Source organism: Pseudomonas sp. P7759, from assembly GCF_013386445.1.
Classification (GTDB): domain Bacteria; phylum Pseudomonadota; class Gammaproteobacteria; order Pseudomonadales; family Pseudomonadaceae; genus Aquipseudomonas; species Aquipseudomonas azotoformans_A.
The window spans coordinates 22,440-43,190 of record NZ_JACART010000051.1; the positions used below are offsets into that span (position 1 = coordinate 22,440).

Genomic DNA, 20,751 nt, shown 5'->3' on the forward strand with positions numbered 1-20,751 from the left:
CTTGATGCCGTCGCCCCTGCGGCATCTATCCACTTTGCACGACCCACAACGCACCAATAGAGTGCGCCCAGGTTACCCATGACACAGGCAACAGCTTTGCGCGTACAGGCCTTCACCACCGGTGATGTGGCCGCTCAATGCAATGCGACACCCGGTTGGGTGCAGCAGTACCAGCAGATGTCCCCAGGGCATTTTGCCGGGCAGATCCGCTACCTCGACCTGCAAGGCGTGGAGGTGTACGAAGAGTGCATGAACACCCGCGTGGAGCAGCATTTCAATGCACCGCCAGGCTCGTTGGCGTTCTGTTTCGACGGCAGCGATAACGCGCTGTACATGCTCAATGGCGAAAGCCACAACACCTGGATCACCCCGGAAAACTACCGAGAAGTGGCGGTGGTGTTCGGGCCGCAGTTCGTGCAACGCCATGGGCTGGATGTGGCGAAACTCGAAGGCCTGTTCATGGCGCCGCTGAACTGCCAGCAGAATGCGCTGTTCACCCGCTGGCTGAGTGGCACGCTGACACGGCTGTCTACAGAAATCGACCCCGTCGCCCTCACCCAGCAACTGCTCGATGACTGCCTGTTTATCCTCGACAACGCCTGCGTGGGTCTGGACCGCAGCTCATTGCAGCGACGCAGCGAAGAACGCCGGCTGATGGCACGCATCGGCGAATGGGCGGCGGATGCGCCGGATGAATCCGTGAACCTGCTGGAACTGGCACAGATTGCCGGTGTGCCCTTGCGCCAGTTGCAGCAGGGGTTCAAAACCTACACCGGCATGAGCCCCGCGCAGTGGTTGCGGTTGCGCCGGTTGAACGGCGCACGGCGGGAGTTGTTGAGTGGCGCCAACACCACCGTGGCCGAGGTCGCGATGAACTGGTCGTTCTGGCATTTGGGGCGGTTTTCCAGCAGTTATCGAGCGCTGTTCAAAGAGCTTCCCAGCGAAACCCTGAAACACCACCCGAATCACCGTTCACCCGCTGTAGCGTCAGCGTGCGGTTATTCCAATCGTGCACGTTTAGGCAACTGAAACATCGGATGGCCTTGCCTCAGGGCATCGTAATTCAATATGGCCTGCTCGAGGCTTTCAAAAAGCACTCTTGGGTTTTCCGTTTGCGCCAAATCCTGATTGATCCCGCGTAGGCGTATTCGAAGTGGCTCATCCGCATAAGCAACTCGCTTGAGAAATACCCACAGTCGGTTCCGCAAGCCTTCATACCCCACTCGGTAATCGAGCGTCATGGACATTCTGGCAAAGCGCGACAGGTAGCCTGGGATGCGAGGATCGGCCCCCCGCTCCTGCGCCACCACTTTTTGCCATAGCGCCGTTCTGGCGACCGCATCAGGCTCAAGCAAGCCCCTGACCCAGGCATCCGGTTGGTTCAGCGGCGCAGCGCTGGTGTCGATCCATAGTTCGAAACCGGTTTCCTGGCGAAACGCGAGCAGACGCTGGAGGGTGTTCAGATCGTCAAAGGGATTTTCGCTCAGGTCCAGCCCCCACCTTAAATCAAGCGTTCGGGGAATAGAGGTAAACCGATTACCCGCCAGCCCCAGAAACTCCAGCGACCTACGGTTAACCAATGCTTGGGGAATATCCACTAGCCCTGTTCGATCAAGCCTGAGGCTGCGTAATTCAGGCAGCGTATCAATCGATGGCGCCGCCCCCAAGGGGTTACCGCTTAGGTCAAGTGACTTCAGCGTTGTCAGCTTGCCGAGCAGCGCATTATTATCCGGCACCATCTGCAGCGCCCCGTCGGTCAACTTCAGGTGTCTCAAACGGCTCATTTTTGCTACATCGGTCGGGATCAAGGCATCGGGAATGCCTTGAAGCTCGAGCGTGTCAAGACGTGGAAAGCAACCTAAATAAAGGTGAAGCTGCGATCCCTGTATTACCGCTGGTTTACTCAGCTCGACCACTGAGTTGAACTCGACGAATCTTTCATCGAAAGGTGCGTTGGGTAATCTGCCAGGGTTCAGACGTGGAAAACCGCCCTCAGGTGTAGCGTCAAACATAAACTTGAAGCCAACCATCCGACCATCGCGATAGACCTTGAGAGCGTCCGGACCACGCCACGTGTATAGCTGACGGAGCCTCTCGTTCATGTCATTTCGGGATACCCCCTCGCGGTCCATCCACGCTTGCTTGTCTTGCTCATCAATTTCGGCGTCAGGATCATCCAGGCTAGTGTAATAATCATCCTCTAGAACGTCGTCCCGCAGCCAATCTTGAAGACACACTTCCAGGTCTGCCTCAGAATCCTTGATACGCTGCAATTCGGCTTGCGCGTCACCAGGCCAATCGAAACAGCCCATAAACTCACTGACCTGTTGATCCGTGAAACCCGGAATGTAACTGTCAACCAGCATTCTGTCGGTCTGCAGGACTTCCCTTGGCACGCCCCCTGCGCCGCCGCGCAACCCGCCCTCTTCAGGCTCAAAAAACGGAGTTCGCAATTGCTGGCGACGCAGTACCGTTTCCAAATCGCGCCTACCCAGGATATTGCGCCGTAGCATGAACTTGAAGTGTTCGAGGCTATCGGCCCGCACACCCATTTGGGTTAACTCTGCGTTCGACAGGTTGTGTAAAATCGCGTCGGCAAAATCGTCTGTGGTATAGCCTGGTTGCAGCACTGAATCAGGGCATTTGTAGAGATTTCCCTCCTGAATGATCGTGCGTTGTTCTGCAAGGGACGGCGCGCCGATCCGATCCAGCACTGCCCCATTGGCCGCCCCTTCGCGGACCGTAATCGACAGCCGAGGACTCCAGCCCTGCATACGCTGGGCGCTGTGCAGCAGCAGCGTGTCGCTGTCTGCATTGCGTACCGTATTCAGATAGACCCCTTCATATGCACGAGCCAGGCGCAACTCCTGCTCACTGGCTGCCACTTGCGGTTCCAGGCGCTGTAGCAACGCCTTGATCTGGCCCAGGGTCAGTGTGCTGTCAGGGCTCAATCGCTGTGAGGCTAATAGTTGATCGAGTATCGATGAAGGCAGCGATGGGTATTCATGCCCGAGGGCTTTCTGCAGATCACTCTGCGGGCTTGTGACGTTTTGGTAATAGCGCTCAAACATGGATACGCGCTGTTCACGAACGATCGCCTGGGCCTTGAGGCGCAGCAGTCGGACCCTTACGTCAATAGAGGGGTAAGGGGCTTCTGGCATCAGGAGTTCACCCAATAAACGCCGGGTTTCCTGCTCGCTCAGACGACGCGCCAAAGACCGGAAAAACGGGCTTTTTGTTTCAATGGTCAACACATCGCCCCTGGCCACGGTTGTCCCCGTTTCCCAGATGATACGATCCCCCTCCTTCAGCCTCAAGCCGACGTCGGCCGGCCACGCCTTATCCGTCGTCAACCAGCGTAATCTGTGCATATCACCCAGTGGCAGCTCACTGCTACCGAGTTGCACGATATAGGCTTCTACCCGTTGGGTGATATTGAAACGCAGCAATGTATCGGCCAGCAGCCCCTGGGGTCGGGCACCCGTGGTGAGTTGCAGGCGCAATTGTTCATCGGTCACGCCACTGACCTGACGGATTAGCTCAAGCCTCTCGTCCGAAAGGCCCTCCACTGCTCGCCCAAAACCACGCATCAATTGTGGACGGGTCCACTGCGAGATTGGCACCCCTTCCGCCCCGGGTGGGATGAACACATCATGGGGCTCGGGTTGAGGCGTTGACGACTGAACAGCTGGTTTTTCCTGGGCTTCAGGCTCTGCCGGCGTCTTGTCAGATACTGCGGGTTCCCGCGACGGCTCGCTCACAGAGTCTGCCAGCCCCGTACCGCCCTTGATCAGCAGCGGCAGTGCATTGAGCAAGCCAAAGACTGTGCGTGTTACGCCTTCGTTAACCTGATCGCGACCTTCGGCACCCAGGATTTCAGACACACCTTGCGCGGCTTGAATCAGCCCGGCCAAGCCCAATAACCCTTCACCGCCGGGGAAGAAAATTGCCAGAGCGCCCCAGCGGTTGAGCCATCCGACGACAGGGTTGACCACCGCTGCCAAGTTGTCGCGATTGACATCGGCATCATCGCGTATCGCTTCCTGGGCAGTGGTCAGGCTTGTCTGCTTGAACACCTTGACCAGTTCGGCAAACGGATCGACTGAGTTGGGGACGATGTCCAGCGTGATGTAATCGTCGGGGTTCCAATAACCGTCATTGTTGAAAAATCCGGAGTCTCGGGTCAGGTGATGTTGACGCGGATACTCGGCCATGGCCTCCAGTGCCGTCAGTACACCGGCATGAAAAGTGCCGTCAATGCGGTCGTCCTTGGCGAAGTGCTCCGCCAGAGCGGTTCTTTTTTCTCGCACCTTGCCCTGTTCTACAATCCATGCGCGCAACGCCTTGACATCTGCGAACTGATGGAGCGGCGACGAATTGCCGGGCACATACAGCAACACCATTGCGCTGACACGGTGACGTAATACCCAAATATCACACGCCGTGTAGCGGTAGATCACCAGCCGGGACACCTCGACATGCGCCGCCGGGTGCGTACGTTGCTCCAATTGGGTTTTGTCGATGGCAGAAAACTCAACCTCGTTATCTCCCAGCCCCGCCGCCGACAATGCTAACTGCAAGCCCGCCAGGGTCAAACTGGACTCAAGCCGTTGCAGAAAGGCAACCATGACAAAAGCCGTCTTCATCGAGGTGCGCAAAGGGTACGGTGCGCTCCCCATTATCACGGCGTCCGATGGCAACGTACGATCCAGGTAGTCCTGATACAGCTCTTTGTATTCGAGGAGCCACACCCATTTCTTGTAGTCCGCCGCAGTGATCGCAAGCTGCGTCGAAGGCCCGTAAGTCTGCGGATCGCTGCGACGGTAAATGCCCTCGTAGTCCCTGTGATTACCACTGCCCACGTAGGCGAACTCATCGACATTCTTGACGATTTTTATCTCTGGCCCTACCGCTGGCGGTGTGTAAAAGCCAAAGGCGGTTTCTCCAAAACGATCATCAGCCACGGCTTGATAATCGCTGAGCAAGGCCTGTACCAGTGACTGTCGGAAGCGAATCTGGCCCTGATGCACACCGTTGATGGGTGGATGGCCGTGGTAGTCGTAGTCCAGAGTCACCAATTGAGTGGTGACGGGGTCAACGTCGTCCCCCCATTTTTGGCGTATCAATGTTGCGCCATGCTCAGCCGGGGTCAGTACCAGGCTGTCTTGCAGCGCACGGTTCAGTGGCGCCAGCGCATTGTCTTGTGAGGCGGAGAGTGTCATGTCATCAGTTCCATCTGCAATTTAAGCCTGCGACTTTAGCGCCGCCTGCCTGAGCGGCAGATCAGCAAAGCGCCCTCCAAAGCGCTCCTGAAGACGATACATTCTGTAGTTCGCGGCCCGTACGTGACGCCTCGCCCTGCACTCGGCCTTGTAATAAACAGCCGATATGCCTAGCTTATGCGCCCCCCGCCCCGCGCTTTAAGGCCCTGCCCCCATGGTTTTGCGTTTTCGTCCCGTCGTTACCTCACGTTTCGCCCTCGGCCTGCTGCTCAGCGGCGGTATCGGCAACAGCCTGGCGGCTGAAATCGAGCTGCCGGCGTTGAACGTCCAGGGCCAGGATGAATCCGGCTACCGCAGTGAAACCGCCTCGGTGGGCGGCTTTGATGACGCGCCGCTGCTGGACACACCCGCTTCGATCACGGTGATCAACGCCGCACTGATCAAGGACCAGCAAGCGCGCCTGCTCAGCGAAGTACTGCGCAACGACGCCTCGGTGGGCGACAGCTACGCGCCCATCGGCTACTACGAGAATTTTGTGGTGCGCGGCTTCTCGCTGAACGCGGCGAGCAGCTACAAGATCAACGGGCGCACCATCACGGGCGAGCAGAACGTCGCCCTGGAAAACAAACAACAGGTGGAAGTGCTCAAGGGCCTGGCGGGCCTGCAAAGCGGGATTTCCGAGCCGAGCGGCGTGATCAACTACGTGACCAAGCGCCCGGAAGATGTGCGCTCGGTGACCGTCTCCACCGACGATCGCGGCAGCGGCTACCTCGCCACCGACGTCGGCGGCTGGTTTGGCAGCGAGCAGCAGTTCGGCCTGCGCGCCAACGTGGCCCATGAAGACCTCAATTCCTATGTGGAACACGCCAATGGCCAGCGCGATTTTGTGTCCCTGGCGTTCGACTGGAACATCAGCCCTGACGCGGTGTTGCAGCTGGATGCGGAATACCAGAACAAGCAACAACGTTCGGTGCCGGGCTACCAGTTGCTGGGCGGCACCGAAGTGCCCCACGACGCCTCGCCAAAAAAACTGCTGGGCCACCAGAGCGGTTCGAAGCAAGTGGGCATTGATTCACTGAACCTTAACGGCAAGTTCGAGTACCGCTTCAGCGATCAGTGGAAAGGCAGTGTCAGCGCCGCCCGCAGCAAGGTGGTGATCGATGACTACAGTTCGTTTGCCTATGGTTGCTTCTACGTGACCGATTGCGGCACCGCCTTTTTCAGCCCTACCGGCGACTACGACATCTACGACTACCGCAGCCCCGACGACACTCGCCGTGACGACGAAGTGCAGGCAGCCATGACCGGGCTGTTCGACACCGGTAGCCTGGGCCATGAACTCACCTTCGGCACCAGCGCCTTCCGCCGGGTGGTCGACAAGCGCAAATCGGTCAACGAATACATCGGCAGTTCCAACATCAACGTCGACGCCCCAACCTTCACCCCCACCGACGTGCCGCTCAACGACAAACACAAGCGCCTCGACAGCCGCCAGTACGGCCTGTTCGTCACCGACCGCATCCGCTTCAACGAGCAATGGCAAACCATCCTCGGGGGCCGTGAAGTGCGTCTGGATGAAAAAGCCTTCGACGAAAACGGCAATCAACAACGCCACACCCAGCGATACGAGTTCCTGCCCCAGGCATCGTTGATCTACAAACCGGTGGAAAACGTGTCGCTGTACACAACCTACAGCAAAGGCCTGTCCCTGGGCGGTGAGGCACCTTGGACGACCCGCAACGACGGCGAAACCCTGGCCCCCACCACCTCACGTCAAATCGAAGCCGGCGTTAAATACGACTGGCGCCGCATGAGCTTCACCGCCGCTGTATTCCAGACCCGCCAGGCCTACCAATACGCCAAACCGGACGGCACCGGCGCATTCGACTACGTGCAACAAGGCGAGCAAAAAAACACCGGACTGGAACTGTCGGCCAACGGCTGGGCCACCGAGCGCCTGCAGATTGCAACCAGCGTGGCGGCGATTCGCGCGCGGGTGAGCGGCAGCGGTACTGCCGACTATGAGGACCACCAAGCGATCAACGTGCCCAAGCTGCGTGCCAGTGTGTATGCCGATTACGCGTTGCCTTGGGTGAACGGCCTGGCGGTACTCGGCGGCGTGCAATACAGCGCCAAGAAGTACGCCAACCGTAGCGGCAATGTCGAGGTGGGGGATTACGCAGTCGTGAACTTAGGCAGCCGCTACACCACCAAGGTGAGCGGCTATGAAACGGTGTTCCGCCTGAGCGTCGACAACCTGTTCGACAAGCGCTACTGGCGCGACGCGGGCGAGTACATGGGCGATGACTATCTGTTCCAGGGCGCGCCGTTGACGGCGCGCCTGAGTGCTTCGGTCAACTTCTGACGCTTACTTGGGCATCTTGCGGAAACCCACGGCCAGGCGATTCCAGCTGTTGATGGTGGCGATGGCCACGCTCAGGTCGATTTGCTCCTGAGGGCTGAACTCGGCGGCCAGGGCGTTGAAGTCTTCGTCCGGGGCGTGAGTGTGGCTGATCAGGGTCAGGCTTTCGGCCCAGGCCAGTGCGGCGCGTTCACGCGGGGTGAAGAACGGTGTTTCACGCCAGGCGCTGACGGTGTACAAGCGGCGCTCGGTTTCGCCGCCTTTACGGGCGTCGGCGGTGTGCATGTCGAGGCAGAAGGCGCAGCCGTTGATCTGCGAGACGCGCAGGCGGACCAGCTCCAGCAGGGGCAGCTCGATGGACAGTTTGCCGACGGCGGCTTCCAGGGCGAGCATGGCTTTCATGGCGTCTGGGGAGGCAGTGTAGAAATCGGTACGGGTTTGCATGGTATTGCTCCAGAACGGTGGGGATTGGCCGCTAGGTTAGCCACCGAGGCACTGGGGAGAAATATCCAATTTTGGGGAAGAGTGGGTGACCAATTCTTCCTGGGGAGGGTGTTTCAATCTATACAGCAGCCCTTTCAAGGTCTTTGAAAAACCGGCGATATCTGGCTGATGCCCTCCCATTAACGGCGAACACTGCCACAGGGTACTTATCGCCATGTCTACCTAAAGACCTTGAAAGGGCTGGGTCTATACAGGCAATGGCTCAAACACCCCGTCTGCGAGCGAGTGCCCGCGACGGGATAATCTGGATTTACCAGAATCGCTGCTGGGTCAATCGGCTCCACCAGCTCAGCAGCACCCGGTCCACCGAGCCACTCGCCGCCAGGCCCACGCGCTCTTGCAAGCTCTTGCGCTCGGCATAGTGCAGGTGGAACACCTCGGCGGTCTTGGCCTTGGTGGCCAGGTATTCATCGCTGGTTTGCAGTTCATCGACCAGTTGCTTGTCGAGCGCTGCAACACCCAGCCACACTTCTCCGGTCGCGACATCATCGATGGCCAACTGTGGGCGGTAACGCGAGACGAAGTTCTTGAACAACTGGTGAGTGATGTCCAGGTCTTCCTGGAACTTCTCGCGACCCTTCTCGGTGTTTTCGCCAAACACGGTGAGGGTGCGTTTGTACTCACCGGCGGTCAGCACTTCAAAGTCGATGTCGTGCTTTTTCAGCAGGCGGTTGACGTTAGGCAACTGCGCTACCACGCCAATGGAGCCGAGGATGGCAAACGGTGCGCTGATGATCTTCTCGCCGATGCACGCCATCATGTAGCCGCCGCTGGCCGCCACCTTGTCGATGCACACGGTCAACGGCACGCCGGCCTGGCGGATACGCGCCAGTTGCGACGAAGCCAGGCCGTAGCTGTGAACCATGCCGCCACCGCTTTCCAGGCGCAGCACCACTTCATCCTTCGGCGTGGCCAGGCTCAGCAGGGCGGTGATTTCATGGCGCAGGCTTTCAGTGGCCGAGGCCTTGATGTCGCCATCAAAATCCAGCACGAACACCCGTGGCTTGGCCTCGGCTTTCTGCTTGCCTTTCTTCTTTTCGGCCTTGCCTTCGGACTTGCGCAGGGCCTTGAGCTGGTCTTTGTCGAGCAGAGTCGATTCCAGGCGCTCACGCAGGCCCTTGTAGAAGTCATTGAGTTTGCTCACCTGCAATTGGCCGGCGGATTTGCGACGACCTTTGCTGCGCAGCGACGCAAAGCTGATCAGTACCACCAGAATAGCGACCACCAGGGTGACGGTCTTCGCCAGAAAGCTCGCGTATTCGGCCAGAAAATCCATAGTTCTCCTTACAAGTGCGGTGCGCCAGGCGCGGATTGCCCAAGCATACCGACGGGGCTTGCCGGGAGCCAGTGCTCAAACCGCCACCAGGCGCCCTCTAACGAGCCTTTAAAACAAGCGTATGTTTTTTCATTGACAGCTCGCAGGCATCCTCATAACCTCGCCAGACTTTCAACGTACCGGGAAAACGGACGTGGGCAGCATCTATCTGATTCGACATGGCCAGGCCTCCTTCGGTGCAGACGACTATGACGTCCTGTCGCCCGTCGGCGTGGAGCAGGCACAAGTGCTCGGCCGCCACCTGGCGGAAATGGGCCTGGTGTTCGACCGCTGTGTGGCCGGCGACCTGCGCCGCCAGCAGCACACCGCCACTGCCGCGTTCGATCAGTACAGCGCCCTGGGCCTGCCGGTACCAGCACTGGAAACCGACAGCGCCTTCAACGAATTCGATGCCGACGCAATCATCCGCGCCCTGCTCCCCGACCTGCTCACCACCGAACCCGAAGCCCTGGAGATCCTGCGCAACGCCGCGCAGAACCGCAGCGAATTCCAGCGCATTTTCGCCCTGATCATCGAGCGCTGGCTGGCCGGCACCTACGACCCGCCAGGGCTGGAAAGCTGGCTTGGCTTTGTGGAACGTGTGCAGGGTGGCCTGCAACGTATTCTTGAAGTGGCGGACAACGCGCAGAAAATCGCCGTGTTTACCTCCGGCGGCACCATCACCGCCCTGCTCCACCTGATTACCCGGATGCCTGCCGCGCAAGCGTTCGAACTGAACTGGCAAATTGTTAACACCTCGCTCAACCAGCTGAAATTCCGCGGTCGCGAGGTGGCACTGGCTTCCTTCAACAGTCATGCCCACTTGCAACTGTTGAAGGCGCCGCAGCTCATCACGTTCCGATGAACTGCGGCCAACCGTGACCCCAAGGTCACTGGACTCTACCCTAAAGGATCGAAACCATGACTGACGTAGCCAAAGCTGTAGAAGCAATGAAAGCCAAATTCAACCCAGCCGCCGCCGACGGCCTGGACCTGGTGTTCGGTTTCCGCATCGACGAAACCAAGAACTTTTCCCTGGTCGTCAAAGACAAGACCTGCGAGCTGCAGGAAGGCGAAAACCCAGACGCCCAAGTGACCCTGGTCATGGACAGCGAAACCCTGGAAGGCATCGTCGACGGCTCTACCGACGGCATGCAGGCTTTCATGGGCGGCAAACTGCGCACCGAAGGCGACATGATGCTGGCGATGAAGCTGAGCGAACTGTTCCCTTCCTGAATCCGCTGAAGCTCAAATGTGGGAGCAAGCCCGCTCCCACATTTTATTCTGCGGTGTGATTTAGATTTTTGGCTGCAATAACAACACCACCAACGCACTCCACCCCGTCTGATGCGAAGCCCCCAACCCGCGCCCGGTCTCGCCATGAAAGTACTCGTGGAACAACACCAGGTCGCGACTCTCCGGGTCAGCCTCCAGCTGCGCATACCCGGCCATCGACGGCCGCAGGCCATTCTCATCGCGTAGAAACAACCGGGTCAGTCGCTGACTGAGGCTGTCAGCCACTTCCTCCAGGGATGACAGATAACCACTGCCCGTCGGGTACTCCACCGAGAAGTTATCGGCGTAATAGCGGTGAAATTCGCGCAACGATTCGATCAGCATGTAGTTCACCGGCATCCACAACGGCCCGCGCCAGTTGGAGTTGCCGCCGTACAGCCGCGAGTCGGACTCGCCAGGTTGGTAGCGCGCGCACAGGGTATTGCCGTTCATCTTCAACGCCAGCGGTTGTTCGGCGAACGCCTTGGACAGAGAGCGCACACCAAACGCCGACAGGAACTCATTGTCATCCAACATGCGTCGCAGCAGGTCCTTGGTGCGTTCGCCACGCAGCAACGCCAGCAACAGGCGATTGCCCTGCCCCGGTTCGTTCCAGCGCGAGACCAGTTTGGCCAGGTCCGGACGGTGCTTCATGAAGCCCAGCAAACGCTCGCGCAACCCTTCCAGGCCTTCATGCTCGCGCTGCTCCAGCACCAGCACGGCAAACAGCGGCATCAGCCCGACGATGGAACGCAGGCGCACCGGCTCGTTCTGGCCATCGGGGCGGTGCAGCACATCGTAGAAAAACAGGTCCTGCTCATCCCACAGGCCTTCCGCGCCGTCGTCGACGCGGTTGATGGCGCCGGCGATATACAGGAAGTGCTCGAAGAACTTCACCGCGATGTCGACATACACCCCATTGCGCTTGGCCAGCTCCAGGGCGATGCGCATCAAGTCCAGCGCATACGCCGCAACCCACGCCGTGCCGTCGGCCTGATCCAGCTGGTAACCCGCTGGCAACGCGGCCGAGCGGTCGAACAAGGCGATATTGTCCAGCCCGAGGAAGCCGCCCTGGAACAGATTGCGCCCCTCGGCATCCTTACGATTGACCCACCAGGAAAAATTCAACAGCAGCTTGTGAAAAATCCGCTCCAGAAAATCCATATCGCCGACGCCGGTCAGCGCCTTGTCCTGTTGATAGACGCGCCAACTGGCCCAGGCATGCACCGGCGGGTTGGCGTCGTCGAAGCGCCATTCGTAAGCCGGCAACTGGCCGTTGGGGTGCATGAAGCGATCTTTCACCAGCAGCAACAGTTGCTGCTTGGCATACCCCGGATCGATCAATGCCATGGCCACTGCCTGGAAGCCTTGGTCCCACGATGCATACCACGGATATTCCCAGGTGTCGGGCATGGAAAGGATATCGAAGTTCGACAAGTGCCGCCAATGGGTATTGCGAATATGCAGGCGTTCGGGCGGCGGCGCGGGTTGTGCCGGGTCGCCGTCGAGCCATTGGTTCACGTCGAAATAATAGAGCTGCTTGGACCACAGTAACCCGGCCAAGGCCTGGCGCTGCACATTGCACGCGTCCTCATCGGCGATGCCGTGTTGCAAGGCGGCGTAGAAGTCATCGGCCTCTTGGCGGCGTTGCTCGAACAGCTTGCGGGCGTTGACTGGCGGCGCGTCGACCGGCGCAAAACGCAGGTAGAGGGTTTTGCTTTCCAGGCCGGCCAGGTCGAGGATGAAACGCGCGGCGACTTTCGTCCCGCTGTTGCGTCGAATCGCAGCGTGGTCACTGCCGACTACGTAATCATTGATTCCATCCTTGAACGGCCCCGGCGCCGCCTGCCCATCCAGCCGGGGAATATTGGTTTCGTTCTCGCAGAATAACCACTCCATCCCGTCCTGGCCCCAGGCGCTGAGATGGCGATCCGCCAATTCATGATGACGCGCCAGCACCTGCTCGCCGTCCAGCGTCAACTGCGGCTTGGGTGCGTCGAAGGTCCAGCTCCAGTCATTGCGCGCCCACAGGTGGGGCAACACCTGCACACGCGTTGGCTGGTCAGAACGGTTGTGTACGGTCACACGCATGAAGATATCGTCGGGCTGATGCTTGGCATATTCGACGCTGACATCGCAGTAGCGGTTGTCTTCGAACACGCCGGTATCGAGGATCTCGTACTCGGCATCCGCCAGGCCACGGCGGGCGTTTTCGCTGATCAGGTCGGCGTAGGGAAAGGCGGCATGGGGGTATTTGTAGAGCATGCGCATATAGGCATGACTTGGGACGCCGTCGACGAAAAAGTACAGTTCCTTGACGTCTTCACCGTGGTTGCCCTCGGCATTGTTGAGGCCGAACAGGCGCTCCTTGAGGATCGCGTCGCGCTCGTTCCACAGGGCCAGGCCCAGGCACCAGCGTTGCGCCTTGTCGCTGAAACCCGCCAAACCATCCTCGCCCCAGCGATAGGCGCGGCTGCGCGCGTGTTCATGGGGGAAGTAGGTCCAGGCGTCGCCATCGGCGCTGTAGTCTTCGCGCACCGTGCCCCATTGGCGTTCACTCAGATAAGGGCCCCACTCGCGCCAACGCTCGGCATCCTGCTGCGCCAGGCGTTGGCCTTCGAGGGTTGCACGTATTCGGTTGTCGGGTGTGGCCGTCATCGGGTCCTCCATCGCCTACCAGATGAGAGGCAGTGTAGAGCCCAATGACGCCCGGGTGCACATGAAGACTTAGAAGATGGCGTAGGTGTAGTTGAAGATCAGGCGGGTCTGGTCCTGGTCGGCAGTGCCGGTGTTCTTGCCGTGATAAGTACCGGTACGGAAAGTCGTACCGAAGCCTTTCAGAGGACCGGCCTGCACGACGTAGTCCAGGCGGAAGTCGGCTTCGTTTTCTTTCTGGTCAGGGCCACCGGCGACCTTCGACTTGATGTCCGAACCGTCCAGGTAAGCCACGGATGCCTTCAAGCCAGGAACGTAGGCCTTGAAGTCATACGAGTACTGGCCAAAGTTGACCTGCTCGCCCGCGCGGGAGAACTGGCCGACCACGGCGTCGGTGAACAGGTAGAAGTCGCTGCCGCCCGCGCCTTGTGCATGCGGATCGGCCAGGCTGCCCTGGTTCACCCACACGAAGCCGCCATCGTCGCCCACGCCAATGTGGCCGAGCATCAAGCTGCTGCCGCCCAGCTGGTAGGTGAAGGCCGCACTGTAGGTTTTGTTGTCCACTTCGCCGGCGTGCTTGGCGTAGCCGCCATTGTTGTTGAACTGGTAGCCGCTCTCGCCGTTCTTGCCGTCGCTGCTGCTGTCGAAATAGCGCAGGTCGGTCTTGAACGACTGGTCATTGCCCAGCGGCAAGACGTGGACCAGGCCGAAGTAGTTCTGCTTGTAGAAGTCTTGCAACTGCGCGTAGTAGTACTGCAACGTCAGGTTTTTCGCGATGACGTTGTCGGAAGAACCAAACGGCTTGTAGTCCACCCCACCGAACTTGAAGCTGTCACTGTCGCGCGTCCCACCGGCCACGCTCAGACCTGTGGAGTTGCTGGAGGCACGGCCTTCGGCACGGTTCAACTCACCGCCGGTAAAGGTGACGTTGGGAATGTCGTTGGATGTCAGGATGCCGCCGTCAAAGGTCTGCGGCGCTACGCGGCTGTCGTTGGACACCAAAATCGGCAGCACCGGCGCCAAGCCACCACCGACATGCAACTCGGTCTGGGAAACGCGGAACTTCACATTGCCCGCCGCACGACCAAAGGAGTCGGCAGGTTCGGTGCCGTTGTTCTTGGTCGGGAAGAAGCTGTTGCCGTTACCCGACAGGCCCGCGCCCGCCGTGTGGCCATCGCCACCGTCCAGGCGCAGCGCGCCGAAGGCCATGACGTCAAACCCCAGGCCGACGGTGCCTTGGGTGAAGCCGGATTTATAGTCAAAACGCAGCGCCGTTGCAGTTTCGCGCAGGTCGTTGTTGGTCCCCGAGCGGTTATCCGCGCTGTAGTACATGGTCCGCGAGCTGATGGCCGCGTGACTGTCTTCAAGGAAACCGCTGTGACCGTTGCCCGTGCCCAGCGAACCGAGCCCGAAATCATCAGCGAATGCCTGTTGTGCAAGAACGGCGGCGGTGATCGACAACGCCAGTGTAGAAATTTTCATTAACGACAGCCCCTAAACATTTTTTTATGTGTCTGGTGTGCATAACGGCGTTTTCATCCTTGCAAACGTGACGATTCTTTCATGCCGACCGGGGCGGACTCCGTGAAGAATTAGTTAGGAAAACCGTCCTTAAATGAAATTTCTCACAGGCTGTTTTTTGTCATATTCACGTCATCTCATTCATTTGCAGAATGAAGTCCTGAGGATTCTTCGTTTGCAAGCGTGCCTTGCGCTCAACAAAATCCAGGAAAAGGTCACCTCAATCGTCATCGCCATCAGGAATTTTTCTATGCCCACCAATTCACATGTCAGCCCAGACGAGATCCGCAAGGGCTTTTCCAAGGCCATGTCCGACATGTACCGAGATGAAGTTCCCCTGTATGGCGCGCTGATGGAGCTGGTGGCCGAGACCAATGCCCACGTGCTCGACACCCAGCCGCACCTGGCGCAGCAGCTGCAACGCACCGGCGAAATCCAGCGCCTGGACATGGAACGCCACGGCGCGATCCGCCTGGGCACGGCAGAAGAACTGGCGACCATCAGCCGCCTGTTCGCAGTGATGGGCATGCAACCGGTGGGCTACTACGACCTGACACCGGCTGGCGTACCCGTGCACTCCACCGCATTTCGCGCCGTGCATGAACAGGCGCTGCAAACCAGCCCGTTTCGCGTGTTCACCTCATTGCTGCGCCTGGAACTGATCGAGAACCCCGACCTGCGCGCCTTTGCCGAAACCGCCCTGGCCAAACGCTCGATCTTCACCCCCGGCGCCTTGGCGCTGATCGAACAAGCTGAAAAAGACGGCGGCCTCAACGTTGCGGACGCCGGTGAGTTCATCCGCCAGGCCCTGGAAACCTTCCGTTGGCACCACACCGCCACCGTCACCAGCGCGCAGTACCAGCAACTGAGCGACCAGCACCGCCTGATCGCCGACGTGGTCGCGTTCAAAGGCCCGCACATTAACCACCTGACCCCGCGCACCCTGGACATCGACCAGGTCCAGGCTGCCATGCCGGGCAAAGGCATCACGCCAAAAGCCGTGATCGAGGGACCGTCGCGCCGCCAGTGCCCGATCCTGCTGCGTCAGACCAGCTTCAAGGCCCTCGACGAACCCATCGCCTTTACCGACGCCCAGGGCAGCCACAGCGCACGCTTCGGCGAAATCGAACAACGCGGCGTGGCGCTCACCCCCAAAGGCCGTGCGCTGTACGACCAGTTGCTGAACGCCGCGCGCGACGAATTGGGCGCTTTCCCCAATGAGGGCAACGCCGCACGTTATATGCAATTGATGGAACATCACTTCCAGGCCTTCCCGGATAACCACGCGCAGATGCGTGAACAGGGCTTGGCGTACTTCCGCTACTTCACCACCGCACAGGGCCTGGCGGCGCGCGGTGCGGCCGAGCAACCGCGTACTCTTGAAGCACTGATCGCAGCGGGCCATATTGATGTGGAGCCGTTGGTGTATGAAGATTTTCTGCCGGTGAGTGCGGCGGGGATTTTCCAGTCGAACCTGGGAGATGCGGCGCAGAGTCACTACGCGGCTAATTCGAACCAAGCCGAATTTGAAAAGGCGCTGGGCCGTCGGACCATTGATGAATTGAAACTGTATGAAGAGACGCAGCAGCGCTCAATTGATGACTGCACAAAGGCACTGCTGGCCTGAAATGAAGTACCCACCCGGCTCACCAGCGCAATCCTTGCGCCGCAACAGTCCCCAGAGCCGGGTGCCCCTCAGTTGTAAATCCCTCCTAATATCCCGGAAAGGTCGTTGCCAGAAACAACCTACACGTTTTTAGGAAGCCCATGGTTTGAGATAAATCCTAATCGAGACGAAGCTGAAAGTACGTGATCCCCGTACAGCGTTAATCGTGTCGAACAGGAGATATCATGACAATAGCCACGAATATTCTGAAGTGCACTGCATTAAAAGAGGAAGAATATTTTGTCCATGCAACACCCAAACCCATAAAACAAAATAACAAATCATGAACTTTCCAAGGAAGATAGACCGACAACACCTGGCAGCAGGTCTATCTGGACTTGCAAACTTGCTCCTCGGTGCATCTTCTCTTTACTGGAAAGCACTGAGCGATTTTTCATACATAACATTACTTATGTACAGGGTCATGTTATCCAGCGCCACTCTCGCTCTGCTCCTACTTGTATTCAGGCGACTTGACCACTTTAAAAACATTACACCAGGATTAATCCTCACGCACTGCGCAGCCGCAACAATGATTGCTTTCAACTGGGGAGCCTTCATTTGGTCATCTCTCAACGGACATCTATTAGAAAGTGGTCTCGGGTACCTTCTAGCTCCTTTCATCTCTATTGGAATGGGCTGCTTGATTTACCATGAACCCATCACACCGCGAAAAATGCTGTCCACCATCGTTGCGCTTAGCTCGGTCGTATCTCTCGTTCTCCTCAGTGAAAATCTAAATCACTGGACCTACCTGCTGATCGCCACGACATGGGGCTCATATACGTATCTAAAAAAAACCACCTCATTAGACGCAGTAAGTGGGTTATTTCTAGAAACGCTTTTTTTGTCCGTACTTCTGACTCTCGCCACTTGGGCATTCAACTTCACCATCATTCAACCCAATGCATCCTCTTACCAAAACTTATTAATCTTGATCGCTGGCGTGGTATCCGTAACGCCACTGCTGATGTTTTCTTTTGCCACTAACAAAATACCACTATCGGTAACTGGGTTTTTACAGTTTATACTACCGCTCACACTGTTCAGTATCGGCATATTTTTCTACGAGCAGACAATACCCAAGTTATCCTTGGCACTCCTCATGACAACAGCCGGCATACTAGCGATACTCCTTGCTTACGATACCTCCACCGCCACATCATTAAATGCAAAAAAACATTAGAGCCGAAAAGCATCTATGAAAGCATCATTATGCGAAATGAGATGAAGGCAGTATTCGAGACAAGTGCATTGCTCTATTGCTTGCGATGCCAGATTGGGCATGCTGAAGAAGCTATCCGTTCGATGGGGGCCGTAGCTCAATTTGGTGGCTGGGTTGAGATCTCGGAAATCCTAGGCTTGGCGTTCAAGCGCTAGCACACGGCCGCCAAACCTATGTCAGATCAGCGTGCTCAGGGTACGGATTTAAACCCGACCGATTCGGCTCAACGTCGCCCCGATAAAGTACCCACCCGGCTCACCAGCGCAATCCTTGCGCCGCAACAGTCCCCAGAGCCGGGTGGGCGGTGGGCATCATAGGCAGTGAAAGCCGCCCTGTCCTTCAGACAATTCTGAACAAATGTGTCCGCGCCCTGTAGGAGCGCGGACCATCGCCTAACCCAACTTCGCCACAATGTCGTCTTTGATCAACAGCCGTTTCTTTTTCAGTTTCTCCACATCCTCATCGCTGGCGCTTGCCGATTCAGCCTTCAGCACTTCCTTGTCAGCGTCATCGTATTGAGTGAGCAGCGAGTCCAGGCGTTTGTCGCTCGCCCTGCGTTCGTGAACCTCTTCCTTGCTCTTCCCCAAATCCAGATACAGGTCGTGTTTCACTGGCATGGCGTACCTCCGCACGTTGATCAATGGCTTACGCCCTAGAAGCTAGACCATTGCGAGGGGTCTTGTCATGTTCGGGGTCAATACTGCCCCGTTCGTCGCGGCGCAGGTGTTTGGATCAAACCTTTGCGGCGCCCTGCCCTCCACTCTAGATAGCCATTCGAGGGAGACCGGTTTCATGACTCATGCCGCCACCGCTGTCGACACCCAATGCATCAACACCATTCGCACCCTGGCCATGGACGCCGTGCAGAAGGCCAATTCCGGCCATCCAGGCACGCCCATGGGCCTGGCGCCGGTGGGTTACACGCTGTGGAGTCGCTTCCTGCGTTATCACCCGGAGCATCCCGACTGGCCCAACCGTGACCGCTTTGTGTTGTCCGTGGGACACGCTTCGATGTTGCTGTATTCGCTGTTGCACCTGGCCGGTGTGGTAGAGATCGATGCCCATGGCAAGCGCACGGGCCAGCCGGCGATCAGCCTGGACGACATCAAGCAATTTCGGCAGGCCGATTCGAATACGCCGGGCCACCCCGAGTACCGCATGACCACTGGCGTGGAAACCACCACCGGGCCACTCGGCCAGGGCTGCGCCAACAGCGTCGGCATGGCGATGGCCGAGCGCTGGTTGGGTGAGCGTTTCAACCGCGATGGCAAGGTGTTGTTTGACTACGACGTCTATACCCTGTGCGGTGACGGCGACATGATGGAAGGCATCAGCAGCGAAGCGGCGTCGATGGCCGGCCACCTGAAGCTGGCGAACCTGTGCTGGATCTACGACAACAACACCATCAGTATCGAAGGCCACACCGAGTTGGCGTTCAGCGAAGACGTGATCAAGCGCTTCCAGGCCTATGGCTGGCACACGCTGCACGTGACCGACGCCAATGACTTGCAGGCCTTGAGCGCCGCGCTGGAGACCTTCAAAAGCAATACCGGCGCACCGACCCTGATCGTGGTCGACAGCGTGATCGGCTACGGCTCTCCCCACAAGCACAACACCGCCGCCGCCCATGGCGAACCGTTGGGCGATGAAGAAATCCGCCTGACCAAGGCCGCTTACGGCTGGCCGCAGGATTCAAGCTTCCTGGTGCCCGATGACGCGCGTTCTGTTTTGCGTGACGCTCTGCTGGAACGCGCCGAACCGCTGTATCAACAGTGGAACCAGACCCTGTCCGACCTCGACCCGCAATTGGCCGATGAACTGCACCGCATGCGCGCGGGCGAGATGCCGGAACAGTGGCAGGCGCAACTTCCCAGCTTTGAGACCGATGCCAAGGGCGTAGCCAGCCGTGCATCAGGTGGCGAGGTGCTCAACGCCTTCGCCCAGCAGATCCCCTGGCTGCTTGGCGGCTCGGCAGACTTGTCGCCGTCGACCAAGACCAACCTCACCTTCGATGGTGCCGGGCGTTTCAGTGCCGATGACTACAGCGGGCGCAACCTGCATTTCGGCATTCGCGAACATGCCATGGGCGCGATTGCCAATGGCATGGCGCTGTCCTACCTGCGCCCATACACCTCGACCTTCCTGGTGTTCAGCGACTACATGAAACCGCCGATCCGCCTGGCGGCGATCATGGAATTGCCGGTGGTGTTTGTGTTTACCCATGACTCGATTGGCGTGGGTGAAGACGGGCCGACGCACCAGCCGATCGAACACCTCACGCAACTGCGCGCCACACCGGGGTTGCTGACACTGCGGCCCGGCGATGCCAATGAAACCCTGGAGCTGTGGAAGGTCGCCTTGGCGCAAACCCATCGGCCAAGCTGTGTGGTGTTGTCGCGCCAGCCGTTGCCGACGTTGGATCGTGCGAAGTATGCGGCGGCGTCCGGGGCAGCCAAGGGGGCTTATGTGTTGGCGAGTGCCGACGAGCCCAAGGTGATTCTGTTGGCGACCGGCAGCGAGGTCAGCTTGGCGGTGGCGGCGTATGAACAGTTGGAGAATGAAGGGATTGCCGCGCGGGTCGTCTCCATGCCGAGTTGGGAGTTGTTTGAAGATCAGGACCAGGCGTATCGCGACAGCGTGTTGCCGCCAGCGGTGAAGGCGCGGGTCGTGGTGGAACAGGCTGGGCCATTGGGTTGGGACCGGTATGTCGGGCAGACCGGGGCCAAGGTGGTGATGAACAGCTTTGGCGCGTCGGCGCCGTTGGCCAAGTTGCAGGAGAAGTTTGGGTTTACCGTTGAGAATGTGGTGAAGCAGGCTTTATCGCAGGTTCAATTGATTCAGGGTTGAGCTAAAAGTGGGATTACGGGCGAATGCGGGGGGATTTTTTTGATCGGGTACATATCCGTTTCTTCGGTAACGGCTACTTATGGTTCCGCTCTTACAGCGGGTCACTTTTGGAAGAGCGCCAAAAGTAACCAAAAACGCTTCGCCCCAACACTCGGCACC

Annotated in this window: 13 protein-coding genes; 7 read left to right on the plus strand and 6 right to left on the minus strand. The window is 58.6% G+C overall.

Features of this window, described 5'->3' with window-relative positions:
• The first annotated feature begins 78 nt into the window (after positions 1-78).
• Positions 79-1,029 (plus strand): helix-turn-helix domain-containing protein, encoded by a 951-nt coding sequence (locus tag HX823_RS27320; RefSeq protein ID WP_256350280.1) that lies wholly within the window; start codon positions 79-81, stop codon positions 1,027-1,029.
• Here HX823_RS27320 and HX823_RS27325 read toward each other — a convergent pair.
• Positions 999-5,222: a leucine-rich repeat domain-containing protein gene (locus HX823_RS27325; protein ID WP_177077652.1), complete on the minus strand. Its 4,224-nt coding sequence runs from the start codon at positions 5,220-5,222 to the stop codon at positions 999-1,001. The genes HX823_RS27320 and HX823_RS27325 overlap by 31 nt on opposite strands.
• Before the next feature lie 214 nt (positions 5,223-5,436).
• On the opposite strand from HX823_RS27325, the gene HX823_RS27330 reads away from it, so the two are divergent.
• On the plus strand, positions 5,437-7,587 hold the full coding sequence (locus tag HX823_RS27330) for a TonB-dependent siderophore receptor (protein ID WP_177077654.1): 2,151 nt from the start codon (positions 5,437-5,439) through the stop codon (positions 7,585-7,587).
• 3 nt (positions 7,588-7,590) lie between these two features.
• Here the strand turns inward: HX823_RS27330 and HX823_RS27335 are convergent, their stop codons facing one another.
• Together HX823_RS27335 and sohB are read right to left on the minus strand one after the other, a co-directional pair.
• Positions 7,591-8,028: a carboxymuconolactone decarboxylase family protein gene (locus tag HX823_RS27335; RefSeq protein WP_033898184.1), complete on the minus strand. Its 438-nt coding sequence runs from the start codon at positions 8,026-8,028 to the stop codon at positions 7,591-7,593.
• A 310-nt stretch (positions 8,029-8,338) separates the two neighbouring features.
• A complete protein-coding gene (sohB, locus tag HX823_RS27340; RefSeq protein ID WP_038843456.1) occupies positions 8,339-9,364 on the minus strand; it encodes a protease SohB in 1,026 nt (341 codons plus the stop codon).
• Between the two features lie 193 nt (positions 9,365-9,557).
• Here sohB and HX823_RS27345 point away from each other — a divergent pair, with 193 nt between their 5' ends.
• Both HX823_RS27345 and HX823_RS27350 read left to right on the plus strand, forming a co-directional pair.
• Positions 9,558-10,268, plus strand: a complete 711-nt coding sequence (locus HX823_RS27345) for a histidine phosphatase family protein (RefSeq protein ID WP_038843454.1) — start codon at positions 9,558-9,560, stop codon at positions 10,266-10,268.
• Between the two features lie 56 nt (positions 10,269-10,324).
• Positions 10,325-10,639: an SCP2 sterol-binding domain-containing protein gene (locus HX823_RS27350; protein ID WP_038843452.1), complete on the plus strand. Its 315-nt coding sequence runs from the start codon at positions 10,325-10,327 to the stop codon at positions 10,637-10,639.
• A 60-nt stretch (positions 10,640-10,699) separates the two neighbouring features.
• Here the strand turns inward: HX823_RS27350 and HX823_RS27355 are convergent, their stop codons facing one another.
• Positions 10,700-13,336, minus strand: coding sequence for a glucosidase (locus HX823_RS27355; RefSeq protein WP_177077656.1), 2,637 nt, complete (start codon positions 13,334-13,336; stop codon positions 10,700-10,702).
• 69 nt (positions 13,337-13,405) lie between these two features.
• Positions 13,406-14,815: an OprD family outer membrane porin gene (locus tag HX823_RS27360; protein WP_177077658.1), complete on the minus strand. Its 1,410-nt coding sequence runs from the start codon at positions 14,813-14,815 to the stop codon at positions 13,406-13,408.
• A gap of 289 nt (positions 14,816-15,104) precedes the next feature.
• On the opposite strand from HX823_RS27360, the gene HX823_RS27365 reads away from it, so the two are divergent.
• Both HX823_RS27365 and HX823_RS27370 read left to right on the plus strand, forming a co-directional pair.
• Positions 15,105-16,481: a VOC family protein gene (locus HX823_RS27365; protein WP_177077660.1), complete on the plus strand. Its 1,377-nt coding sequence runs from the start codon at positions 15,105-15,107 to the stop codon at positions 16,479-16,481.
• 322 nt (positions 16,482-16,803) lie between these two features.
• On the plus strand, positions 16,804-17,706 hold the full coding sequence (locus tag HX823_RS27370; protein WP_177077662.1) for an EamA family transporter: 903 nt from the start codon (positions 16,804-16,806) through the stop codon (positions 17,704-17,706).
• A 431-nt stretch (positions 17,707-18,137) separates the two neighbouring features.
• Here HX823_RS27370 and HX823_RS27375 read toward each other — a convergent pair whose 3' ends face one another.
• Positions 18,138-18,362, minus strand: a complete 225-nt coding sequence (locus HX823_RS27375; protein ID WP_038843444.1) for a DUF465 domain-containing protein — start codon at positions 18,360-18,362, stop codon at positions 18,138-18,140.
• Between the two features lie 175 nt (positions 18,363-18,537).
• On the opposite strand from HX823_RS27375, the gene tkt reads away from it, so the two are divergent.
• Entirely contained in the window at positions 18,538-20,592 is a 2,055-nt protein-coding gene (tkt, locus tag HX823_RS27380) for a transketolase (protein ID WP_177077664.1), read from the plus strand.
• Positions 20,593-20,751: the final 159 nt, after the last annotated feature.

Coding starts and splice junctions, on each gene's coding strand:
- HX823_RS27320 (WP_256350280.1), top strand. CDS start 79: ATGACACAGGCAACAGCTTTGCGCGTACAGGCCTTCACCACCGGTGAT.
- HX823_RS27325 (WP_177077652.1), bottom strand. CDS start 5,222: ATGACACTCTCCGCCTCACAAGACAATGCGCTGGCGCCACTGAACCGT.
- HX823_RS27330 (WP_177077654.1), top strand. CDS start 5,437: ATGGTTTTGCGTTTTCGTCCCGTCGTTACCTCACGTTTCGCCCTCGGC.
- HX823_RS27335 (WP_033898184.1), bottom strand. CDS start 8,028: ATGCAAACCCGTACCGATTTCTACACTGCCTCCCCAGACGCCATGAAA.
- sohB (WP_038843456.1), bottom strand. CDS start 9,364: ATGGATTTTCTGGCCGAATACGCGAGCTTTCTGGCGAAGACCGTCACC.
- HX823_RS27350 (WP_038843452.1), top strand. CDS start 10,325: ATGACTGACGTAGCCAAAGCTGTAGAAGCAATGAAAGCCAAATTCAAC.
- HX823_RS27355 (WP_177077656.1), bottom strand. CDS start 13,336: ATGACGGCCACACCCGACAACCGAATACGTGCAACCCTCGAAGGCCAA.
- HX823_RS27360 (WP_177077658.1), bottom strand. CDS start 14,815: ATGAAAATTTCTACACTGGCGTTGTCGATCACCGCCGCCGTTCTTGCA.
- HX823_RS27365 (WP_177077660.1), top strand. CDS start 15,105: ATGCCCACCAATTCACATGTCAGCCCAGACGAGATCCGCAAGGGCTTT.
- HX823_RS27370 (WP_177077662.1), top strand. CDS start 16,804: ATGAACTTTCCAAGGAAGATAGACCGACAACACCTGGCAGCAGGTCTA.
- HX823_RS27375 (WP_038843444.1), bottom strand. CDS start 18,362: ATGCCAGTGAAACACGACCTGTATCTGGATTTGGGGAAGAGCAAGGAA.
- tkt (WP_177077664.1), top strand. CDS start 18,538: ATGACTCATGCCGCCACCGCTGTCGACACCCAATGCATCAACACCATT.